This window comes from Nitrospira sp. CMX1 (assembly GCF_054902215.1).
Genome location: NZ_JBUBKD010000014.1, coordinates 84837 through 101279, shown reverse-complemented (window position 1 = coordinate 101279; position 16443 = coordinate 84837). Strand labels below are relative to the sequence as shown.

Annotated in this window: 15 protein-coding genes and 1 tRNA gene; 15 read left to right on the top strand and 1 reads right to left on the bottom strand. The window is 54.3% G+C overall.

Annotated elements, in window-relative coordinates; genetic code table 11:
- Window positions 1-255 precede the first annotated feature (255 nt).
- The 3 genes from ACYX34_RS05070 to ACYX34_RS05060 all read left to right on the top strand — a co-directional run bounded on the left by ACYX34_RS05070 (window position 256) and on the right by ACYX34_RS05060 (window position 1817).
- Window positions 256-342 (top strand) — tRNA-Leu (locus ACYX34_RS05070).
- A 303-nt stretch (window positions 343-645) separates the two neighbouring features.
- Window positions 646-1413: a hypothetical protein gene (locus ACYX34_RS05065; RefSeq protein ID WP_462075465.1), complete on the top strand. Its 768-nt coding sequence runs from the start codon at window positions 646-648 to the stop codon at window positions 1411-1413.
- 143 nt (window positions 1414-1556) lie between these two features.
- Complete coding sequence (locus tag ACYX34_RS05060; protein ID WP_462075464.1) at window positions 1557-1817, top strand: sulfurtransferase TusA family protein; 261 nt, start codon at window positions 1557-1559, stop codon at window positions 1815-1817.
- Between the two features lie 112 nt (window positions 1818-1929).
- Here the strand turns inward: ACYX34_RS05060 and ACYX34_RS05055 are convergent, their stop codons facing one another.
- Window positions 1930-2670, bottom strand: coding sequence for an SAM-dependent methyltransferase (locus ACYX34_RS05055; protein WP_462075463.1), 741 nt, complete (start codon window positions 2668-2670; stop codon window positions 1930-1932).
- Window positions 2671-2750: 80 nt separating this feature from the next.
- Here ACYX34_RS05055 and ACYX34_RS05050 point away from each other — a divergent pair, with 80 nt between their 5' ends.
- From ACYX34_RS05050 to glmM, 12 genes are all read left to right on the top strand, one after another.
- On the top strand, window positions 2751-3536 hold the full coding sequence (locus ACYX34_RS05050) for a cytochrome C assembly family protein (RefSeq protein WP_462075462.1): 786 nt from the start codon (window positions 2751-2753) through the stop codon (window positions 3534-3536).
- 21 nt (window positions 3537-3557) lie between these two features.
- Window positions 3558-4949: a glutamyl-tRNA reductase gene (gene hemA, locus ACYX34_RS05045; RefSeq protein WP_462075461.1), complete on the top strand. Its 1392-nt coding sequence runs from the start codon at window positions 3558-3560 to the stop codon at window positions 4947-4949.
- Between the two features lie 27 nt (window positions 4950-4976).
- Window positions 4977-5924, top strand: a complete 948-nt coding sequence (gene hemC, locus ACYX34_RS05040) for a hydroxymethylbilane synthase (RefSeq protein WP_462075460.1) — start codon at window positions 4977-4979, stop codon at window positions 5922-5924.
- A complete protein-coding gene (cobA, locus tag ACYX34_RS05035; protein WP_462075459.1) occupies window positions 5921-7489 on the top strand; it encodes a uroporphyrinogen-III C-methyltransferase in 1569 nt (522 codons plus the stop codon). Before hemC ends, cobA begins: the two co-directional genes overlap by 4 nt.
- 50 nt (window positions 7490-7539) lie before the next feature.
- Entirely contained in the window at window positions 7540-7935 is a 396-nt protein-coding gene (locus ACYX34_RS05030; protein WP_462075458.1) for a CBS domain-containing protein, read from the top strand.
- Between the two features lie 252 nt (window positions 7936-8187).
- The gene (hemB, locus tag ACYX34_RS05025) at window positions 8188-9168 is read left to right on the top strand and encodes a porphobilinogen synthase (protein ID WP_462075457.1); all 981 of its coding nucleotides are present in this window, start codon (window positions 8188-8190) and stop codon (window positions 9166-9168) included.
- Window positions 9165-10109 carry a riboflavin biosynthesis protein RibF gene (gene ribF / locus ACYX34_RS05020; RefSeq protein ID WP_462075456.1) on the top strand — a complete coding sequence of 315 codons (945 nt, stop codon included), beginning with the start codon at window positions 9165-9167 and terminating at the stop codon, window positions 10107-10109. The genes hemB and ribF overlap by 4 nt, the downstream gene beginning before the upstream one ends.
- 31 nt (window positions 10110-10140) lie before the next feature.
- The gene (gene tilS, locus ACYX34_RS05015) at window positions 10141-11586 is read left to right on the top strand and encodes a tRNA lysidine(34) synthetase TilS (protein ID WP_462075455.1); all 1446 of its coding nucleotides are present in this window, start codon (window positions 10141-10143) and stop codon (window positions 11584-11586) included.
- A 1-nt stretch (window position 11587) separates the two neighbouring features.
- A complete protein-coding gene (gene hpt / locus ACYX34_RS05010; RefSeq protein ID WP_462075454.1) occupies window positions 11588-12130 on the top strand; it encodes a hypoxanthine phosphoribosyltransferase in 543 nt (180 codons plus the stop codon).
- Window positions 12131-12229: 99 nt separating this feature from the next.
- Entirely contained in the window at window positions 12230-14041 is a 1812-nt protein-coding gene (gene ftsH / locus ACYX34_RS05005; RefSeq protein ID WP_462075453.1) for an ATP-dependent zinc metalloprotease FtsH, read from the top strand.
- 232 nt (window positions 14042-14273) lie between these two features.
- Entirely contained in the window at window positions 14274-15077 is an 804-nt protein-coding gene (gene folP, locus ACYX34_RS05000) for a dihydropteroate synthase (protein ID WP_462075452.1), read from the top strand.
- Window positions 15077-16426, top strand: coding sequence for a phosphoglucosamine mutase (glmM, locus tag ACYX34_RS04995; protein ID WP_462075491.1), 1350 nt, complete (start codon window positions 15077-15079; stop codon window positions 16424-16426). The genes folP and glmM overlap by 1 nt, the downstream gene beginning before the upstream one ends.
- Window positions 16427-16443: the final 17 nt, after the last annotated feature.

Genomic DNA, 16443 nt, shown 5'->3' with positions numbered 1-16443 from the left:
TGCCGAATCGTCAATATAGACGCTATCCCCTCATGATTCACGGTGATACTGATGGCCAGGCAAGGATTCTGTGCTCTGCAATAGATGATCAAACAGTGACAGGAAATGATGTAACACGCATCGGAATAGCGAATGAGATCATTGGGGGAGGAGCCTGTTGTCCACTTGTTACAGCTGGGAGGGGAGTGAGTTGTCGATTGACCCTCCGACGGCGGCATGTTAGAAACAGGCCTGCTCACTGTGACGTGTGCACATGCCCGGATGGCGGAACTGGCAGACGCGCCGGACTCAAAATCCGGTTCTGGCGACAGAGTGGGAGTTCGACCCTCCCTCCGGGCACCAGCGAATACATCTTCGGGTAAAGACCGAGGGTTGAAATGAAGACGGCTCAGTTTCTATTCTTGAAGGGGCCTTCCGGGCAGAGAATTTGAGGGGGGGGCCAGGCAGAAACCTGATGCGATGAGACAACCCTCTTGACAGCGCCGTGCTATTAGCCTAATTTCTGCCATATTTCTCAATTCCGTACAGAGTATCGCCCTTGATTCTGAAACCGACAACGTGGAACCAACTGGATTTCTTAATTCGTGACTGTGTGAGTTCGTACTACAGAACAACCCGTCCACTTACTTTTTAAGGAGGCAGCACATGCGTAAAGTGTTGGCACTGGGAGCCGCCCTACTCTGCGTCGGCTCAATGAATGTTGCAGTGGCTCAAGAGCGACTCCAGCAGTCGTCTGGAGGATCTGCAATGGGTGTGGGAACTGGGGTTGGCGATGTGTCTGGTAACGCGAATCGCGTTCAGGCATTTGACCGCAATGCGTTCCTGGACCGACTCTCTCTTCCTGAGACGATCTACGGTCGTGTGCTGGCGATCGATTTTCCGGCGGGAAAGATGCTGCTGGAAAGCGGTGGAAGCTCGCATGACGAAGGACGTGCGGGGTCTGGGGCGATGAGCTCCATGACGGTGTACTTCGATGACAAAACCAACATGGATCAGCTGAGGGTACTGAACAGTGGTGATGATATTTCTCTGCAAGTGATTGAAGCGGTCACGCCCAATCAACAATATGGAGTTGGTCGCAAGCTCGTTCGTGAAGTCTACTTGCTGCGTGGGAATGAAAGACTGGCTGGCTTTGGTGGTCTAGGGCAACGCCCAAATCCTTCAACTGAGCGAGCCATAGAGACTAGTAGCGGTAGCACCACGGGTGGAGTGGCCGGATCCGTGTTGCCGGGTAAGATCACAGGGACTATCGATACGACGATTGGTGAATTTACCGGTTCCGCCCCCTGTTGGAACTGCGAGCCCCAGCCGGGCTGGGGATATCAAACGGTTGCACCGGAAACCAAAATTCCTAACAAGTCGGATTACGGAACGGACTCGTCGAAACCAAATCTGATCAAAGGGTTTAATTGAGAGGTTTGGGGATTTGACCTTTCTTGAGGGGGCAGCTTTGGCTGCCCCCTTTTTTTCAGGCGAACTGCGTATGGCTTGCCAATGGTAGCTGGTCATCGGTGAGCTGGCTCACGCAATCATTTTCAGTGAATGAGTCTGTCATCATGAGTGAACAAGAGCAGTCGGGCGCTGTGCCCGCTTCTGAACTGGATCTGCGCGGAGTGATTTGTCCATATAACTTCGTGAAGACGAAACTGAAGCTTGAGACCATGAAAGAAGGAGAGGTCCTGTCTGTCCTCTTAGATGACGGTGACCCCATTCGAAATGTTCCGCGCAGTGTCGAGAACGAAGGACACACCGTCTTAAGCCAGGAGCGAGTGGATCAAGCCTTTCGAGTGTTGATCCGCCGAGAGGACAGTGACTGATGAGGATGCAGTAGAAATTCCATCGGTGATGCGTTCGCTCTGACTGTGTCGAGGGCTCCTTCGAACGGAGAACAAATGACTACTCGAAGGGCCTCTCAATCGGCCGTTTAGCCTACCGCTGCTTTCTTCCTGACAGGACAATCGTGATATCTTCCCCTTGTATGTTCGGTAGTCGACGATCTATCTGAGGTGGGGTTCCGCGGATCACCACCTCATTCGTTTTCGTCAAATCCCAGGCCACTGCAAGCAGCCGTCGTGGAGCAAGGTGAACAAGGGTTTTCAGAATATGTGTGACAGTGTATCGGGTGGCATAGGCAACGGTTGGAACCTCTCTTTTTACCGCATCAGCCACGCATCGAGCGAGATGTGGGCCGGGAGCTGGAAGCTCTCCAAGAAAATAGAAGGATTCACACGGGAAGCCAGCAACACTGAGAGCAGCAAGACCTGCGGAAGGTCCCGGGATCGGGATCACACGAGTTCCTTGAATATGGGCCCCGGCGACGAGCAGCGCACCTGGATCCGCGATAAGGGGAGATCCTGTATCAGCAACGATGGCAATCCTGGCTCCCTGCCGGACCCGTTGGAGAAGCACTGCAACCTTTTCCTTTACATTCACAGGACCATAGCTAGTCACTGTCGCGGAAATCCGATGATGCGCGAGGAGTTGCTGTGTCAGCTTGGGATCTTCAGAGGCAACGAGATCCACGGACTGCAAGATCGCCAGCGCACGCAGGGTCAGGTCGTCAGGATGGCCGATGGGGACCGCCACCACATAGACCGCGCCCTTCGCACCCGGCGAGTTGGCCGAAGCCATTGACGTGCCAGCGTTTTCTTGACTCTGTTTAGGCGCCACCGATATAATTTCCTTTTACGCTGTTCGAACAGTGAGCCGGAGATTTCACGGGGACAATCCCAATGGCAGTCGTCTGTTTCATGATCACTCTGATCCTGTACATCGTGGCGACGGTGTCGTTTCTGTCCTACTCTCTCCGACGTTCTGAAGCCCTCTCAAACGTGTCCCTCGGCATCACTGCAGTCGGCTTTGTGTCCCATACGATCACCCTTATCATGCGCATGACAGGAGCGTCATCATCGGCCCCACCAAGTTTTTCCGATGCCTTGTCATTTTTCTCCTGGATGATCATCCTGGTGCTGCTCATCGTCGAATTTCGTCATCGGATTCATGTACTGGGATCCTTCATGGTTCCCTTGGCGATCATCTCGCTCATCTCGGCGGCGGCCCTTCCGGAAAGTGAGCCGACACTTCAACCCGTCTTTAAAACCTTGTGGTTTCATGTCACCCTCAGCATGTTGGGCACGGTAGGATTTGCCGTCGCCTTTGTTGCGGGAGTGATGTATCTCATTCAAGATCGACTCCTCAAGTCGAAACAATTCAATGTCCTCTATAGTAAACTGCCGGCACTCGACTTTCTTGATCATCTGAATCAGCAGTCGATCGTTTTGGGATTCCCCTTGCTGACGTTGGGCATTGTGACGGGTGCCATCTCCGCCGAGCTCGCTCGTGGATCGTACGTCAGTTGGAATCCTGAGCAAACCTGGGCCGTCGTAACCTGGCTTTTCTATTTTGTTGTCCTCTTAGGAAGACTGACCATCGGCTGGAGAGCCAAGCGAGCAGCCTATCTCACGGTCATTGGATTTGCCTGTGTCATTCTGACATTGGTCGGTGTGCTGCTCAAAGGGCATGCGGCCTTGTCGTAGTCGTATAGATGTGGTCATGTCATGCATCTGATCGTCGTCGGTTTAAGTCATAAGACGGCTCCAGTTGAAATCCGAGAACGACTGGCCGTCCCAGAAAGCCGTCTTGGCGAGGCCCTGACTCGTCTCTGTTCCTACCCAGGTGTAAAAGAAGGGATCCTGCTGTCGACCTGTAATCGTGTTGAAGTCTACTCAGTCGTTGATGATGTCGACACCGGGTATGGTCGCATCCAGGAATTTCTGGCCGATACACATCTGTCGCTGTCCTCTGAACAGTTGACCCCGCATCTGTATTGGCATACTGGAGATCGGGCGATTGCCCACCTGTTTCGTGTGGCGTCCAGCTTGGACTCCATGATCATCGGTGAGTCTCAAATCTTGGGACAACTGAAAGACGCCTTCGAGGTCGCACTGGCCCACAAGGCCACCGGTGTGATCATGAACAAAGTGGTGAAGAAGGCGATCTCCGTCGCGAAACGGGTGCGCACGGAGACGAAAATCGCCGAGATGGCGGTCTCCATTAGTTATGCCGCAGTCGAATTAGCGAAAAAAATCTTTTCAAATCTCCATGAAAAGACGGTCCTTTTGGTCGGAGCCGGTGAAATGGCCAAGTTGGCAGCGAAGCATTTGATCGCACATGGAGTGGGACATGTGCGAATCACGACACGAACATCGCAACATGCAGTCGATCTCGCTGAGAAGTTCGGAGGGACCGCGGTTCCATTCGACCAGTTCAAGGATGATATGGCTTCAGCAGACATCGTATTAGTTTCCACCGGCGCAGCCCATTACTTGGTCGGGGCTGAAGATGTGCATCGGGCCGTTCAAGAACGAATGAACCGTCCGATGTTCCTGATCGATATTTCCGTTCCGAGAAATATCGATCCCGCGGTTCGCCACGTCGACAACGCCTTCCTCTTCGATATCGACGACCTCAAGCAGAGGGTTGAACAAAACCGTGCCGAACGGGTGCAAGAGGCGGAGAAGGCTGAACGCATGGTGATTGAAGAAGTAACGACGATCCTCGATTGGATGAAATCGTTGGAGGTGACGCCGACGATCGTAGCCCTTCGCAATCGGGTGGAGGACATCAAGCGAGCGGAAGTCGAGAAAGTGTTGGGGCGGTTGGGGCATCTGTCCACACAGGATCGTGAACTCGTCGAAGGTCTTGCGTCATCCATCGTAAACAAGTTGATTCATCGGACAATGGTGACGTTGAAAAACGAGGTCAATTCCTCAAGTGGCCCTGCGTTTGTGGAGGCCGCTCGTCGGTTCTATGCTCTCGATCGACCATCATCGTCCGGCCAACAAACGGACACCTATTCCGAGTCATCTCGTTACCACGGGGATGGTCGCCCGCAATCGGACGTTGAGGAGCCAGCCTCAGAATCCTCCGCTCCTAAACGAGCTCGCTAGCTACACGCACAGAGAAAGGATCACGTTGTGTCGACATCGAACGGTCAACGCTCAACCCTAGTACTTGGAACAAGGGGGAGTAAGTTGGCGCTCTGTCAGAGTGAGTGGTTCCAATCAAAAGTTCATGAGGTTGCGCCGGGGATATGCGTCACGCTCAAGAAGATTCAGACATCAGGGGACAAGATCGTTGATGTCCCGCTGGCCAAGATCGGGGGGAAAGGGCTCTTCGTCAAAGAGATTGAAGATGCCCTGCTCGCCGGGGATATTGATTTCGCCGTGCACAGCATGAAAGACGTTCCGGCCCAACTGCCGGCGGGGCTTGATATTCTGTGTGTACCGCCGCGCGAAGATGCCCGTGATGCGCTGATCAGCCGAACAGGTTGTTCGTTCCAAGAACTTCCCTTAGGAGCGACCATCGGGACGGCCAGCCTCCGACGTCAGGCACAATTGTTACAGGCCAGACCAGACCTCACCATCACGATGCTGCGCGGCAATCTTGATACCAGACTACGCAAGCTCAAGGAAGGGCAGTTTGATGCCATTGTTTTAGCTGCAGCCGGGTTGCACCGATTAGCCTGGGCTCAGACCATCACTGAATATCTCGCTCCCATCCTTAGTCTTCCCGCTATCGGGCAGGGTGCACTCGGTATTGAAGGCCGAGCCGATGATGCATTCGTCCGTTCAATCTTGTCACGACTGAACCACCAAGAAACCCAGACGACCGTTACGGCGGAACGGGCGTTCTTGCTTCGTTTAGAAGGGGGTTGTCAAGTCCCGATTGCTGCGCATGGTACCTTATCCAATGACCGGCTGGTTCTAGAAGGACTCGTGGCGAGCGTGGATGGGAAAACGATCATTCGTGATCAGATTAAAGGCACGAGCCAGGAAGCCCATGCACTTGGTGTACAGTTGGCTGAACGTCTGTTGGCATGTGGAGGAGACAAGATTCTCCGCGAGATTTACGGATCGGCATGAGCGGAATGGAGCACAGCAAAGGGAAAGTCTACCTCGTCGGAGCCGGCCCTGGCGATCCTGGCCTCTTGACACTTCGTGGCCGAGACTGTCTTAAGCAGGCCGACGTCGTCCTCTACGACTATCTCGCAAATCCCGCACTGCTTAGCCATGCTCCCGAGCAAGCAGAACGCCTGTATGTTGGACGTCGTGGAACAGGGAAGTACCCGGAGCAAGCATCCATCAATCGGCTGCTGATCGAACGTGCACAAGCCGGGAACGTGGTGGTGCGACTGAAAGGCGGGGATCCTTTCGTGTTCGGCCGAGGGGGAGAAGAAGCGGAAGCCCTCGCGACTGCGGGAATTGCGTTCGAGGTGGTCCCTGGTGTCACGGCTGCGGTAGCGGTGCCGGCCTATGCTGGGATTCCCGTTACCCATCGAACTTTGGCATCCACCGTCACGATCGTCACCGGGCATGAAGATCCCACAAAAACTGCCACCGCATTGGACTGGCCAAGACTCGCGGCAAGTCGGGGTACCTTGGTGTTCCTAATGGGCATGAAACAGCTCCCAACGATTACTGCCCAACTCATGCAAGAAGGGTTGTCTCCATCGACACCTGTTGCCATTACTCGGTGGGGGACCAGAACAGATCAACGCACACTCGTCGGGACGTTGTCGGATATTGTGTCAAAGACTCAGGCCGCAGGGATGGAGCCGCCCACCGTAATTGTTGTGGGGGAAGTCGTTCAACTTCGATCAACACTCAACTGGTTCGAGCGACGTCCACTGTTCGGGAAACGAGTCCTGATGACGCGAGCGAAAGAGCAGGCGGATGAGTTGGCTACGCGACTCGCTGGTTATGGTGCCGAACCGGTCGCAGGCCCGACGATCTGCATCGTTCCCCCTCTCGATTGGAAGCCGGTCGATCAGGCCCTTGCCGAGATTGGGACATACGACTGGATTATCTTTACCAGTGTGAACGGGGTCGATCGCTTCATGACTCACCTCCGGTCGAAGGGATTCGACGCACGATGTTTGGGCGGACGACGGCTGTGCTGCATTGGACCTCGAACGGCTCAGGAATTGGAGCGGTTTGGCCTTCGTGCCGATCTAATTCCGGCCGAGTATCAAGCGGAGGGAGTGTTAGCCGCACTGACTCAAGAGGAAATCAGAACATCCCGCATCCTGATCCCTCGGGCAGAAGTAGCAAGGGAGATCTTGCCGAATGAGCTTCGTGCCCGTGGAGCCCATGTCGATGTGGTTTCCGTCTACCGAACGCTGACCCCAGATCTGAATGCCGAAGGGTGGTGGCAGGAGCTCAGGGATCATCGTCTTGATGTCATCACCTTCACAAGCTCTTCCACGGTCCGAAATTTCGTTGCCATGCTGGGAGGGAGGGAAGTTGTACGGCCCCTTTTACAATCCGTCACCATTGCTTGTATTGGTCCCATTACCGCCACGACGGCAAAGGAATTCGGCCTGACCGTCTCAGTCATGCCGAGCGAAAATACAATTCCTGCACTGGTGGAAGCAATCGCCCACCATTATGGAAGCCGCGAGCACTGTGCCGCGGGTGTCATGCAGTAACTGGACAGCCCATGGTATATGGGTCAGTCCTATGGTCAAGAAGGGAGGGTATGATGGTTCCAGTCAAGTCATTCATGATTCCCCGAGACAAATTTGTCACCGTGCCACGTGACACCGACACACAGATGGCGGCTCGGATCATGCGCGATCGCGGGATCGGCAGTTTATTCGTGACAAATGACCGTGAGATCATCGGCATCATTACGGATACGGACATGATGCGCCGCGTCGTCGCGGCAGGAGCTGATGCGACCAAAACCACGGTCGAACAAATCATGTCGGCCCCCATCATGACGATCGAAGAAAACAAGACCTTGCTGGATGCCAATGATCTCATGGCCCAATCACACCTTCGTCATTTGGGTGTGACACGCGACGGCCAACTGGTCGGGGTCATCTCCGTCCGAGACCTGGTGGTCTTCTTGACCAATCTCCCACGGAAGTAAGGACTCTGCTATGGCGTGTCTGATCCATCGTCATGTAGGTGTTACACGGAACGGTCAGCTGGTGGGAATGCGTTCGGTCCGAGACCTGGTGGTCTTCCTGGCTCATCGCCCATGGAAGTAAGGATCCTCGCTATGGAGTGTCCGATCCATCGTCATGTAGGTATCACACGGAACGGTCAGCTGGTGGGAATGATCTTGGTCCAAGACCTTGGGATCTTCCTGGCTTATCGTCCACGGAAGTAGGAACACAACATGGGATTTCCAATCCATCGCCTTCGTCGACTCCGGCAACAGGAACCATTGCGGCGGATGGTGCGGGAGACGCACCTCTCACCGGCAGATTTCATCGCCCCGTTATTTGTCACTGAGGGACACGATCGTCGTGAAGCCATCGGGTCAATGCCCGGTCAATTCCGACTGTCCATCGATCTGCTTGTCAACGAGGCGGTGGAACTTCGTGCACTTGGGATTCCGGCCATCATTTTATTCGGTATTCCAGCGCACAAAGACGAACGTGGCAGCTCGGGCTTGGATCCAAACGGCATCGTGCAGCGGGCTGTCAAAGCCGTCAAACAGCAGGTGCCGGAGTTGATGGTGATTACCGACGTCTGCATTGATGAATATACCAGTCACGGCCATTGTGGCATCGTTCGGGATGGGAAGATCCTCAATGATGAGACGTTGGACTGCCTGACGACCATGGCGCGCACCCATGCCGAGGCAGGAGCCGACATGGTGGCACCATCCGACATGATGGACGGGCGTGTCGCTGCGATTCGGAGGGAGTTGGATCGATCAGGATTCCCCGATCTGCCCATTCTCGCGTACGCAGCCAAATTCTCGTCTTGCTTCTACGCGCCATTTCGTGACGCGGCCTTCTCCGCTCCTCACTTCGGCGACCGCCAATCCTATCAAATGGACCCGGCCAATGCGCGGGAAGCGTTGCGCGAAATCGATTTGGATATCAAGGAAGGGGCCGACATCATCATGGTGAAGCCGGCCTTACCGTACCTTGATATCATTGCCACTGCTCGTCGCCGTATCCTCCTCCCGCTGGCGGCTTATCAAGTGAGCGGTGAGTACAGCATGATCAAAGCTGCTGCACAGGCGGGCTGGCTCGATGAGTCGCGTGCGATGATGGAGTCACTGTTGGCCATCAAGCGGGCAGGGGCCGACCTGATTCTGACCTATTTCGCCAAAGACGCTGCTCTGCTGCTTCGTTCATCACGATGAAAGTCACCCGCGGATACTCGGGCCAGGCCCTGCGACCCTATCCCGTGGGAACCATCGGGAACTTTGACGGGCACCATCGCGGTCACCATGCGCTGTTACAGCGAGTGATCGAGACCGCACGCAAGAAGAATGGAACCGCCGTCGTTCTCAGCTTTGATCCTCATCCCGTTAAAATTCTGGCACCTCACGCTGATTTCCGATTTTTGACGAACGAACATGAAAAGCTGGCTCGTTTCGATCAGGCAGGCATTGATGAGGTCGTGCTTGTGGAATTCACTCAGGCCTTCGCGTCGCTGACTCCCGAACTATTCGCGGAACAGGTACTTTCGAAAGGACTCGGACTCAAAGAGGTGTTTGTCGGACAACATTTTGCATTTGGACACAAACGAGCCGGCAAGATTGATGATCTCCGACGTCTCGGGGAACAGTTCGGCTTCATTGTTCATCCCACACCTCCCGTGACCCTCGATGGAGGAATCGTCAGCTCAACAAGAATCAGACAGCTGATCATGGCTGGACAGGTGGCCCAGGCGGCACAATTGCTCGGCCGTCCATATGCACTGAGTGGAATCGTCGTTCCTGGGGAGGGCAGGGGGCACGCATTGGGATGTCCAACCGCCAATCTGCCGCTCCCTCCGGATCGTGTGACGCCTGCCGACGGAATTTATACCTCGATCACGGTCGTAGGAGCTGATCGACATGATTCCGTCACCTATATAGGGAGCAAGCCGACCTTCCCTGGTGGGACACGAGGACTGGAAGTCTCCATTCTCGATGGACGATACGATCTCTATGGGCACATGATCAGGGTCGAACTGATCGATCGTATTCGGGGAGACGCGCAGTTTGATGATGAAGACGCCTTGAGCCGACAAATCGCGATCGATGTAGAATCAGCAAGAGATCTTCTCCGTCGTTATCATGACAACATGGGAGCCTGATGGATTCCTTCACGCAACCTCATCCCGCTCCATGAACCGGACGCCTTGGCCTCCGCTCGTACATCACGTCGTTCGAACGGTTCGATCCAGAAACCTCTTTCAACCCGGACAGCATATCGTGGTCGCTGTCTCTGGTGGTCCTGATTCTGTCGCGCTATTGTCGATTCTGCATCAACTGCGGTCCAGTTGGAACCTGACGCTGACGGCCGTCCATTGTAACTATGGGTTACGAGGAGCTGAGTCCGAGGAGGATCAACGGTTTGTAGAAAGGTTGTGCCATAGTCTGGCAGTTCCTCTCCATGTGCGCGCGGCGCACATTCGCACTCACAGTCGTACCACCTCTCTACAGACCGAAGCTCGAGACCTTCGATATCGCCTGATGCAGGAGATTAGCGTGGTGTGCGGAGCGGATCGCATCGCCGTCGGCCATACGGCCGATGACCAGGCGGAAACCGTCTTATTATGGATGCTTCGAGGGGCAGGGTTGACCGGTCTTTCCGGCATGCCGGCGGTCCGAGACGATGCCGTTGTCCGACCGTTGTACGAGACAACACGGCAGGAGATCTTGACCTATCTCCGTACAGTAGGTATCTCCTATCGTGAAGATTCGAGTAACGCCAAGCCACACTACCTACGAAACCGAATCAGGCGAGAGGTCATTCCGCTTCTCACGCAGTTGGTTCCATCCAGCAGTCATGCACTCTGTAGACTCGCCGATCTCTGTCGCACTGATCATCGCTATCTAGACCAAGAAGCTGCGGCCCGCATCGCTTCCGCTGTGACATGGGGCTCAGCCGGAGCATGGACGCTGGATCGCCTGCTTCTCGTGGGTCTTCCTCTGCCCCTACAACGACGCTGTCTCCGACTCCTGTTTCGACAATGTGATGCTCAACATCGCCCCCCCAGCCTTCACACGATCGATCGCGTGATTCGTCTCGCGTCAACCACGGAATCGATGTCTCGATTGGAGCTCAAGTCCGGACATGTTGTCGTCACGACCCAGTCTCTACGCTTTATTCCCGTTCCAGTAGGGCATGAGTGTCATCGACAACAGAGAGATGCCGACGTACCTCAGTTCCCCTTCCCAGTACCCGGTGAACTTGTATGGTCTGGAACAGGACAACGACTTCAGGTACAAATACAGCGATACGATAGCCGACAGGCCCCATCGGGCCGGAAACGGATCCTGGTCGATGCTGACCGAGTCTCTCTCTCGCTGACGGTCCGGAGTTGGTTGCCAGGCGATCGATTTTGCCCTCGTGGCATGGGAGGCCACTCAAAAAAATTGCAGGACTTTTTTACGAATGTAAAACTACCTATAGCAGCCCGATCTCGTGTCCCCCTGGTCGTAGCTCCCGAAGGCATTCTCTGGGTCGTTGGGTATCGGCAAGACGAACGCTGGGTGCCGACGTCCTCGACAGCACGCTGCCTGGTCATTACGGTAGATTCTCCACCTCTCACAGAAGGAACCGACTGAGATGGAACGTATGTTTGGACGTCCGATCATCACCCAGGAGCAGATGCGGAGCCGGATCCGCGAGTTAGGGCGACAGATCAGTACCGACTATACGGGGAAAGATCTCGTGCTGGTCGGAGTCTTAAAGGGAGCCTACGCTTTCTTCGCCGACCTGGCCCGGGCGATTCGAATTCCCGTGCGAGTCGATTTCATTGTCGTGACCAGTTACGGCACAGGAGCCAAAACATCGGGAAAAGTGAAGTTAGTGACGGAGTTGACCGAACAGATCAAAAACAAAGACGTGCTGCTGGTCGAGGACATTGTTGATTCAGGGTTGACGGTTCAATATCTCATGAAGGCGTTCGCGAAACGGAAACCGAAGAGTATCCAAGTCTGCACCTTGTTGAGTAAACCGGAGCGCCGTGTCGTCGATGTACACGTCCAATACACCGGGTTCAAAATTTCTGATCAGTATGTTGTCGGATATGGTCTTGACTATCAGCAGAAGTATCGTAACCTTCCTTATCTCGCAGTGCTCGATCAGTCGAGTGAAAAAGACGTGTAGCATTTTCTCGCGAGCTGTTGTCAATATGTACAAGCCTGTGTTAACATCACCGCAATTCCTAAATACTTTCCATCCAACGTTATCGCCAAGGAGAACTGGATGAATTCCCGGGTCAAGAACCTGCTTTTCTGGGTCGTGGTCGGCTTGTTCATGATTCTCCTGTTTAACTTATTCAGTGTTCCGACGCATGCGCCGGAAGAAGAAGTCATCTTCAGCGACTTTATGTCGAAGCTCGATAAAGGTGATTTTGAAAAGGTCATCATTAAGGGCAACCACATCAGCGGCGTCTTAAAGGATAAGACTCGTATCCGTACCTACTCAGCCGACTATCCCGACTTCGTGAAGGTGCTCCGGGAGAAAGAGGTGCAGATCGAGGTCAAACCGCCGGACGAGAGTCCATGGTACATCACGTTTCTCGTCACATGGGGACCGTTTATCCTTTTCCTTGGACTCTGGTTTTTCCTCATGCGCCAGATGCAGATCGGCGGGAACAAAGCGCTCTCGTTCGGCAAAAGTCGTGCGCGGATGCTGACGGAAGAGCGCAAGAAAGTCACCTTCTCCGATGTCGCCGGTGTTGATGAGGCTAAAGAAGAGGTCCTTGAGATTATTGAGTTCTTGAAAGACCCCAGAAAGTTTCAGAAGCTTGGGGGCCGTATCCCTAAAGGAGTGTTAGTCGTTGGCCCTCCTGGGACGGGGAAGACCCTCCTGGCCAAAGCGATTGCTGGAGAAGCCGGTGTGCCGTTCTTCAGCATCAGTGGGTCCGATTTCGTTGAAATGTTTGTCGGCGTAGGCGCCTCACGCGTACGCGATCTCTTTGAGCAAGGGAAAAAACATGCTCCCTGCATTATTTTCATCGATGAAATTGATGCGGTCGGTCGCCTGCGTGGTGCCGGTCTCGGTGGGGGACATGATGAGCGCGAACAGACGCTCAATCAATTGCTCGTTGAAATGGATGGATTTGACACGACCGAAGGAGTGATCTTGGTCGCGGCTACCAACCGTCCCGATGTCCTCGATCCTGCCTTACTACGGCCAGGTCGTTTCGATCGACAAGTCGTCGTGAACCGTCCGGACCTCAAAGGCCGTTCTGAAATCCTGAAAGTCCACACGAAAAAGGTTCCTATCGCAGGGAATGTGGAACTGGAAAAGATTGCCCGGGGAACCCCTGGGTTTTCCGGTGCTGACCTTGAGAATCTTGTCAATGAGGCGGCGCTGTGGGCCGCGCGTCAAAACAAGAAAGAAGTCGAGAACATCGACTTTGAGATGGCCAAAGATAAGGTCATGATGGGTGCGGAACGAAAGAGCATGATCTTGACCGATGAAGAAAAGCGCATCACAGCCTATCATGAAGCCGGGCATGCACTCATGGCTAAACTCCTTCCTGGTACGGATCCGGTCCACAAAGTCACAATTATTCCACGAGGTCGGGCGCTCGGCGTCACGATGCAATTACCGACCGATGACCGACATAACTATTCCAAGGAATTTCTCTATAACACGCTGGCAATCCTGATGGGTGGACGCGTGGCGGAAGAACTTGTGTTTCAGCATGTCACCACTGGAGCAGGCAACGATCTTGAGCGAGCAACTGATCTGGCACGCAAGATGGTCTGCGAGTGGGGCATGAGCGAAAAGTTAGGACCGTTGACGTTTGGGCAGAAAGAAGACTCCGTATTTCTTGGCCGTGATTTTGCGACGAAGCGGGATGTCAGCGATCAAGTGGCGCTTGAAATCGATCTGGAGATTAAGCGCTTCGTCACGGAAAACTATGAACGTGCACGACGGGTACTGACCGAACAGATGACCAGTCTCAAAGCCTTGGCAGAAGCCCTACTTGAAAAAGAAGTCCTGGATGCTCCAGAAATCGATCAGATCTTGTTGCAGTCTTCCTCTCAAACTGTTCCTGCCTAACAGATTCACATCATGGCTCCTCCAAGAGGGGAGCCATGATTATGCTACCGACCCCATGGCTGCTGCGGTTGAGCTCTACCCAGCGTTGTTTCCATACAGACAGCCACCCTCGCTGTTGGTTCACTCTTAAATGGTGGTGTCGTTGCAACAGATTTCAGTACAATCATCCCCACCCGAGCAGTGGTTAATGGCAAGGGGGCATGATATCGATTGCCGGACTCGTCCGCTCATCATGGGCGTTGTCAACGTCACGGCAGATTCGTTTTACGATGGTGGACGGCATCTTATCCCGGAACGCGCCATTGCTCATGCGATGGAACTCGTCGCGCAGGGCGCGGATCTGATCGATATCGGCGGGGAATCAACCAGACCCGGTTCCCACCCCGTCGGCGAGCAAGACGAGCTGGATCGTGTCATTCCAGTCGTCAAAGAACTGGCACGCCTCATATCAATTCCAATTTCCGTCGACACCACCAAGTCACGAGTCGCTCAGTATGCCTTGGACCATGGCGCTTCGATCATCAATGATGTCAGTGCGATGCGACAGGATCCGGCCATGGCTTCGGTGATCGCACGCTCAGGTGCCGCCGTCGTTCTCATGCATATGCAGGGAACCCCTCAAACCATGCAGCTCGCACCGCATTATTCAGATGTACTCACCGAGGTGGTGCAGTTTTTTGAAGAGCGTATGCAGGCTGCCATGAATGCAGGGATCGCACGAACGAATATCATGCTTGATCCAGGATTCGGTTTTGGTAAGCTGATGTTCCATAATCTTGAACTGCTTCGTGGGTTGTCCTCGTTATTGCTCCTGGATCGCCCACTGCTTATTGGGCTCTCACGGAAAGCGTTTATCGGAAAGATTGTCGGGAAACCCGTCGAACGTCGGGAGTGGGGGACGGCCGCTGCCGTTGCAATAGCCGTGGATCGAGGCGCTCGGATTATCCGTGTGCATGATGTCGACATGATGAAGGATGTCGTGAAGATGGCCGCAGCATTAAGTCACAGTTGGCCATCGTCTAGAGAGGAAGGATGATGCGGAAACTATTTGGAACAGACGGTGTGCGTGGTGTCGCCAACCTTGATCCTATGACCAGTGAAACGGCCATGCAGCTAGGCCGAGCAGCCGCACACATTTTCATGCGACGAGCGGGACGCCATCAGATCGTCATCGGCAAAGATACAAGAATTTCAGGCTACATGCTGGAATCTGCCCTCATGGCAGGGATCTGTTCCATGGGAGTTGATGTCCTCTTAGTTGGACCCATGCCGACACCGGCCATTGCCTTCTTGACCAGAAGTCTGCGCGCCGATGCCGGCGTTGTGATTTCCGCTTCGCACAACCCGTACCAGGATAACGGCATTAAGTTTTTCTCGGGCGATGGGTTCAAGCTTCCCGATGAGGTCGAGGCTCGTATCGAACAGCTGATTGTGTCCGATGAGATCAATCATCTGAGACCGACTGCCGATCTTATTGGAAAGGCCTATCGGATTGATGATGCCGATGGACGATACATTGAATTTGCCAAACGGTCGCTCCCAAAAGATTTGGATTTTCAGGGAATCAAGCTCGTCGTGGACTGTGCCAATGGCGCAGGGTACAAAGTCGCTCCCACCGTGTTGAGAGAATTGGGCGCCACGGTCGAGGTGATCGGGGACAAACCAAACGGCATGAATATCAACGCGGGATGTGGTGCTGTCCATCCCGAGCTCCTTCAAGAGACCGTCCGTCGACAGAAAGCCGATCTTGGGATCGCGCTGGATGGAGATGCCGACCGAGCCATCTTCGTCTGTGAGCAAGGGACGGTGATCGATGGGGACCATGTGATGGCGGCGCTCGGTCTCGATCTCCATCAACATGGCTTCCTTGCAAAACGCACGCTGGTCGGTACGGTCATGAGTAACTTTGGCCTGGAGTTGTCGATGGCCAAAGCCGGCATCACGCTGATCCGAACGCCGGTCGGGGATCGATACCTCCTCGAGCGGATGTTGGCGGAAGGCTATAACTTCGGCGGTGAACAGTCCGGGCACTTCATCTTTCTCGACCACAACACGACCGGGGATGGGCTGATTTCGGCCCTCCAAATCTTGTCATTGATGAAACGCAGCAAGAAGCCGTTGTCCGAACTGGCCACAGCGATGAGCGCGGTCCCGCAGATCTTGGTCAACCTTCAGGTGAAACGGAAACCGGTTTTGGAATCAATTCCGGAGATCGACCGAGCTATTCAAGAAAACAACCGTCGTCTCAATGGAAGCGGTCGTGTGGTCATCCGTTATTCCGGGACCGAACCGTTGTTACGTATCATGGTCGAAGGCGAGCATGCATCGGTCGTCAAGGAAGTTGCTGACGATCTTGCCCGAGTGGTGCAAGAACATATCGGCTGAGCGTTTCCCACGTGCAT

Bases quoted from the DNA above. Each gene is read 5' to 3' on its own strand.
- ACYX34_RS05065 (WP_462075465.1), top strand. From the start codon at position 646: ATGCGTAAAGTGTTGGCACTGGGAGCCGCCCTACTCTGCGTCGGCTCA.
- ACYX34_RS05060 (WP_462075464.1), top strand. From the start codon at position 1,557: ATGAGTGAACAAGAGCAGTCGGGCGCTGTGCCCGCTTCTGAACTGGAT.
- ACYX34_RS05050 (WP_462075462.1), top strand. From the start codon at position 2,751: ATGATCACTCTGATCCTGTACATCGTGGCGACGGTGTCGTTTCTGTCC.
- hemA (WP_462075461.1), top strand. From the start codon at position 3,558: ATGCATCTGATCGTCGTCGGTTTAAGTCATAAGACGGCTCCAGTTGAA.
- cobA (WP_462075459.1), top strand. From the start codon at position 5,921: ATGAGCGGAATGGAGCACAGCAAAGGGAAAGTCTACCTCGTCGGAGCC.
- ACYX34_RS05030 (WP_462075458.1), top strand. From the start codon at position 7,540: ATGATGGTTCCAGTCAAGTCATTCATGATTCCCCGAGACAAATTTGTC.
- hemB (WP_462075457.1), top strand. From the start codon at position 8,188: ATGGGATTTCCAATCCATCGCCTTCGTCGACTCCGGCAACAGGAACCA.
- ribF (WP_462075456.1), top strand. From the start codon at position 9,165: ATGAAAGTCACCCGCGGATACTCGGGCCAGGCCCTGCGACCCTATCCC.
- tilS (WP_462075455.1), top strand. From the start codon at position 10,141: ATGAACCGGACGCCTTGGCCTCCGCTCGTACATCACGTCGTTCGAACG.
- hpt (WP_462075454.1), top strand. From the start codon at position 11,588: ATGGAACGTATGTTTGGACGTCCGATCATCACCCAGGAGCAGATGCGG.
- ftsH (WP_462075453.1), top strand. From the start codon at position 12,230: ATGAATTCCCGGGTCAAGAACCTGCTTTTCTGGGTCGTGGTCGGCTTG.
- folP (WP_462075452.1), top strand. From the start codon at position 14,274: ATGGGCGTTGTCAACGTCACGGCAGATTCGTTTTACGATGGTGGACGG.
- glmM (WP_462075491.1), top strand. From the start codon at position 15,077: ATGCGGAAACTATTTGGAACAGACGGTGTGCGTGGTGTCGCCAACCTT.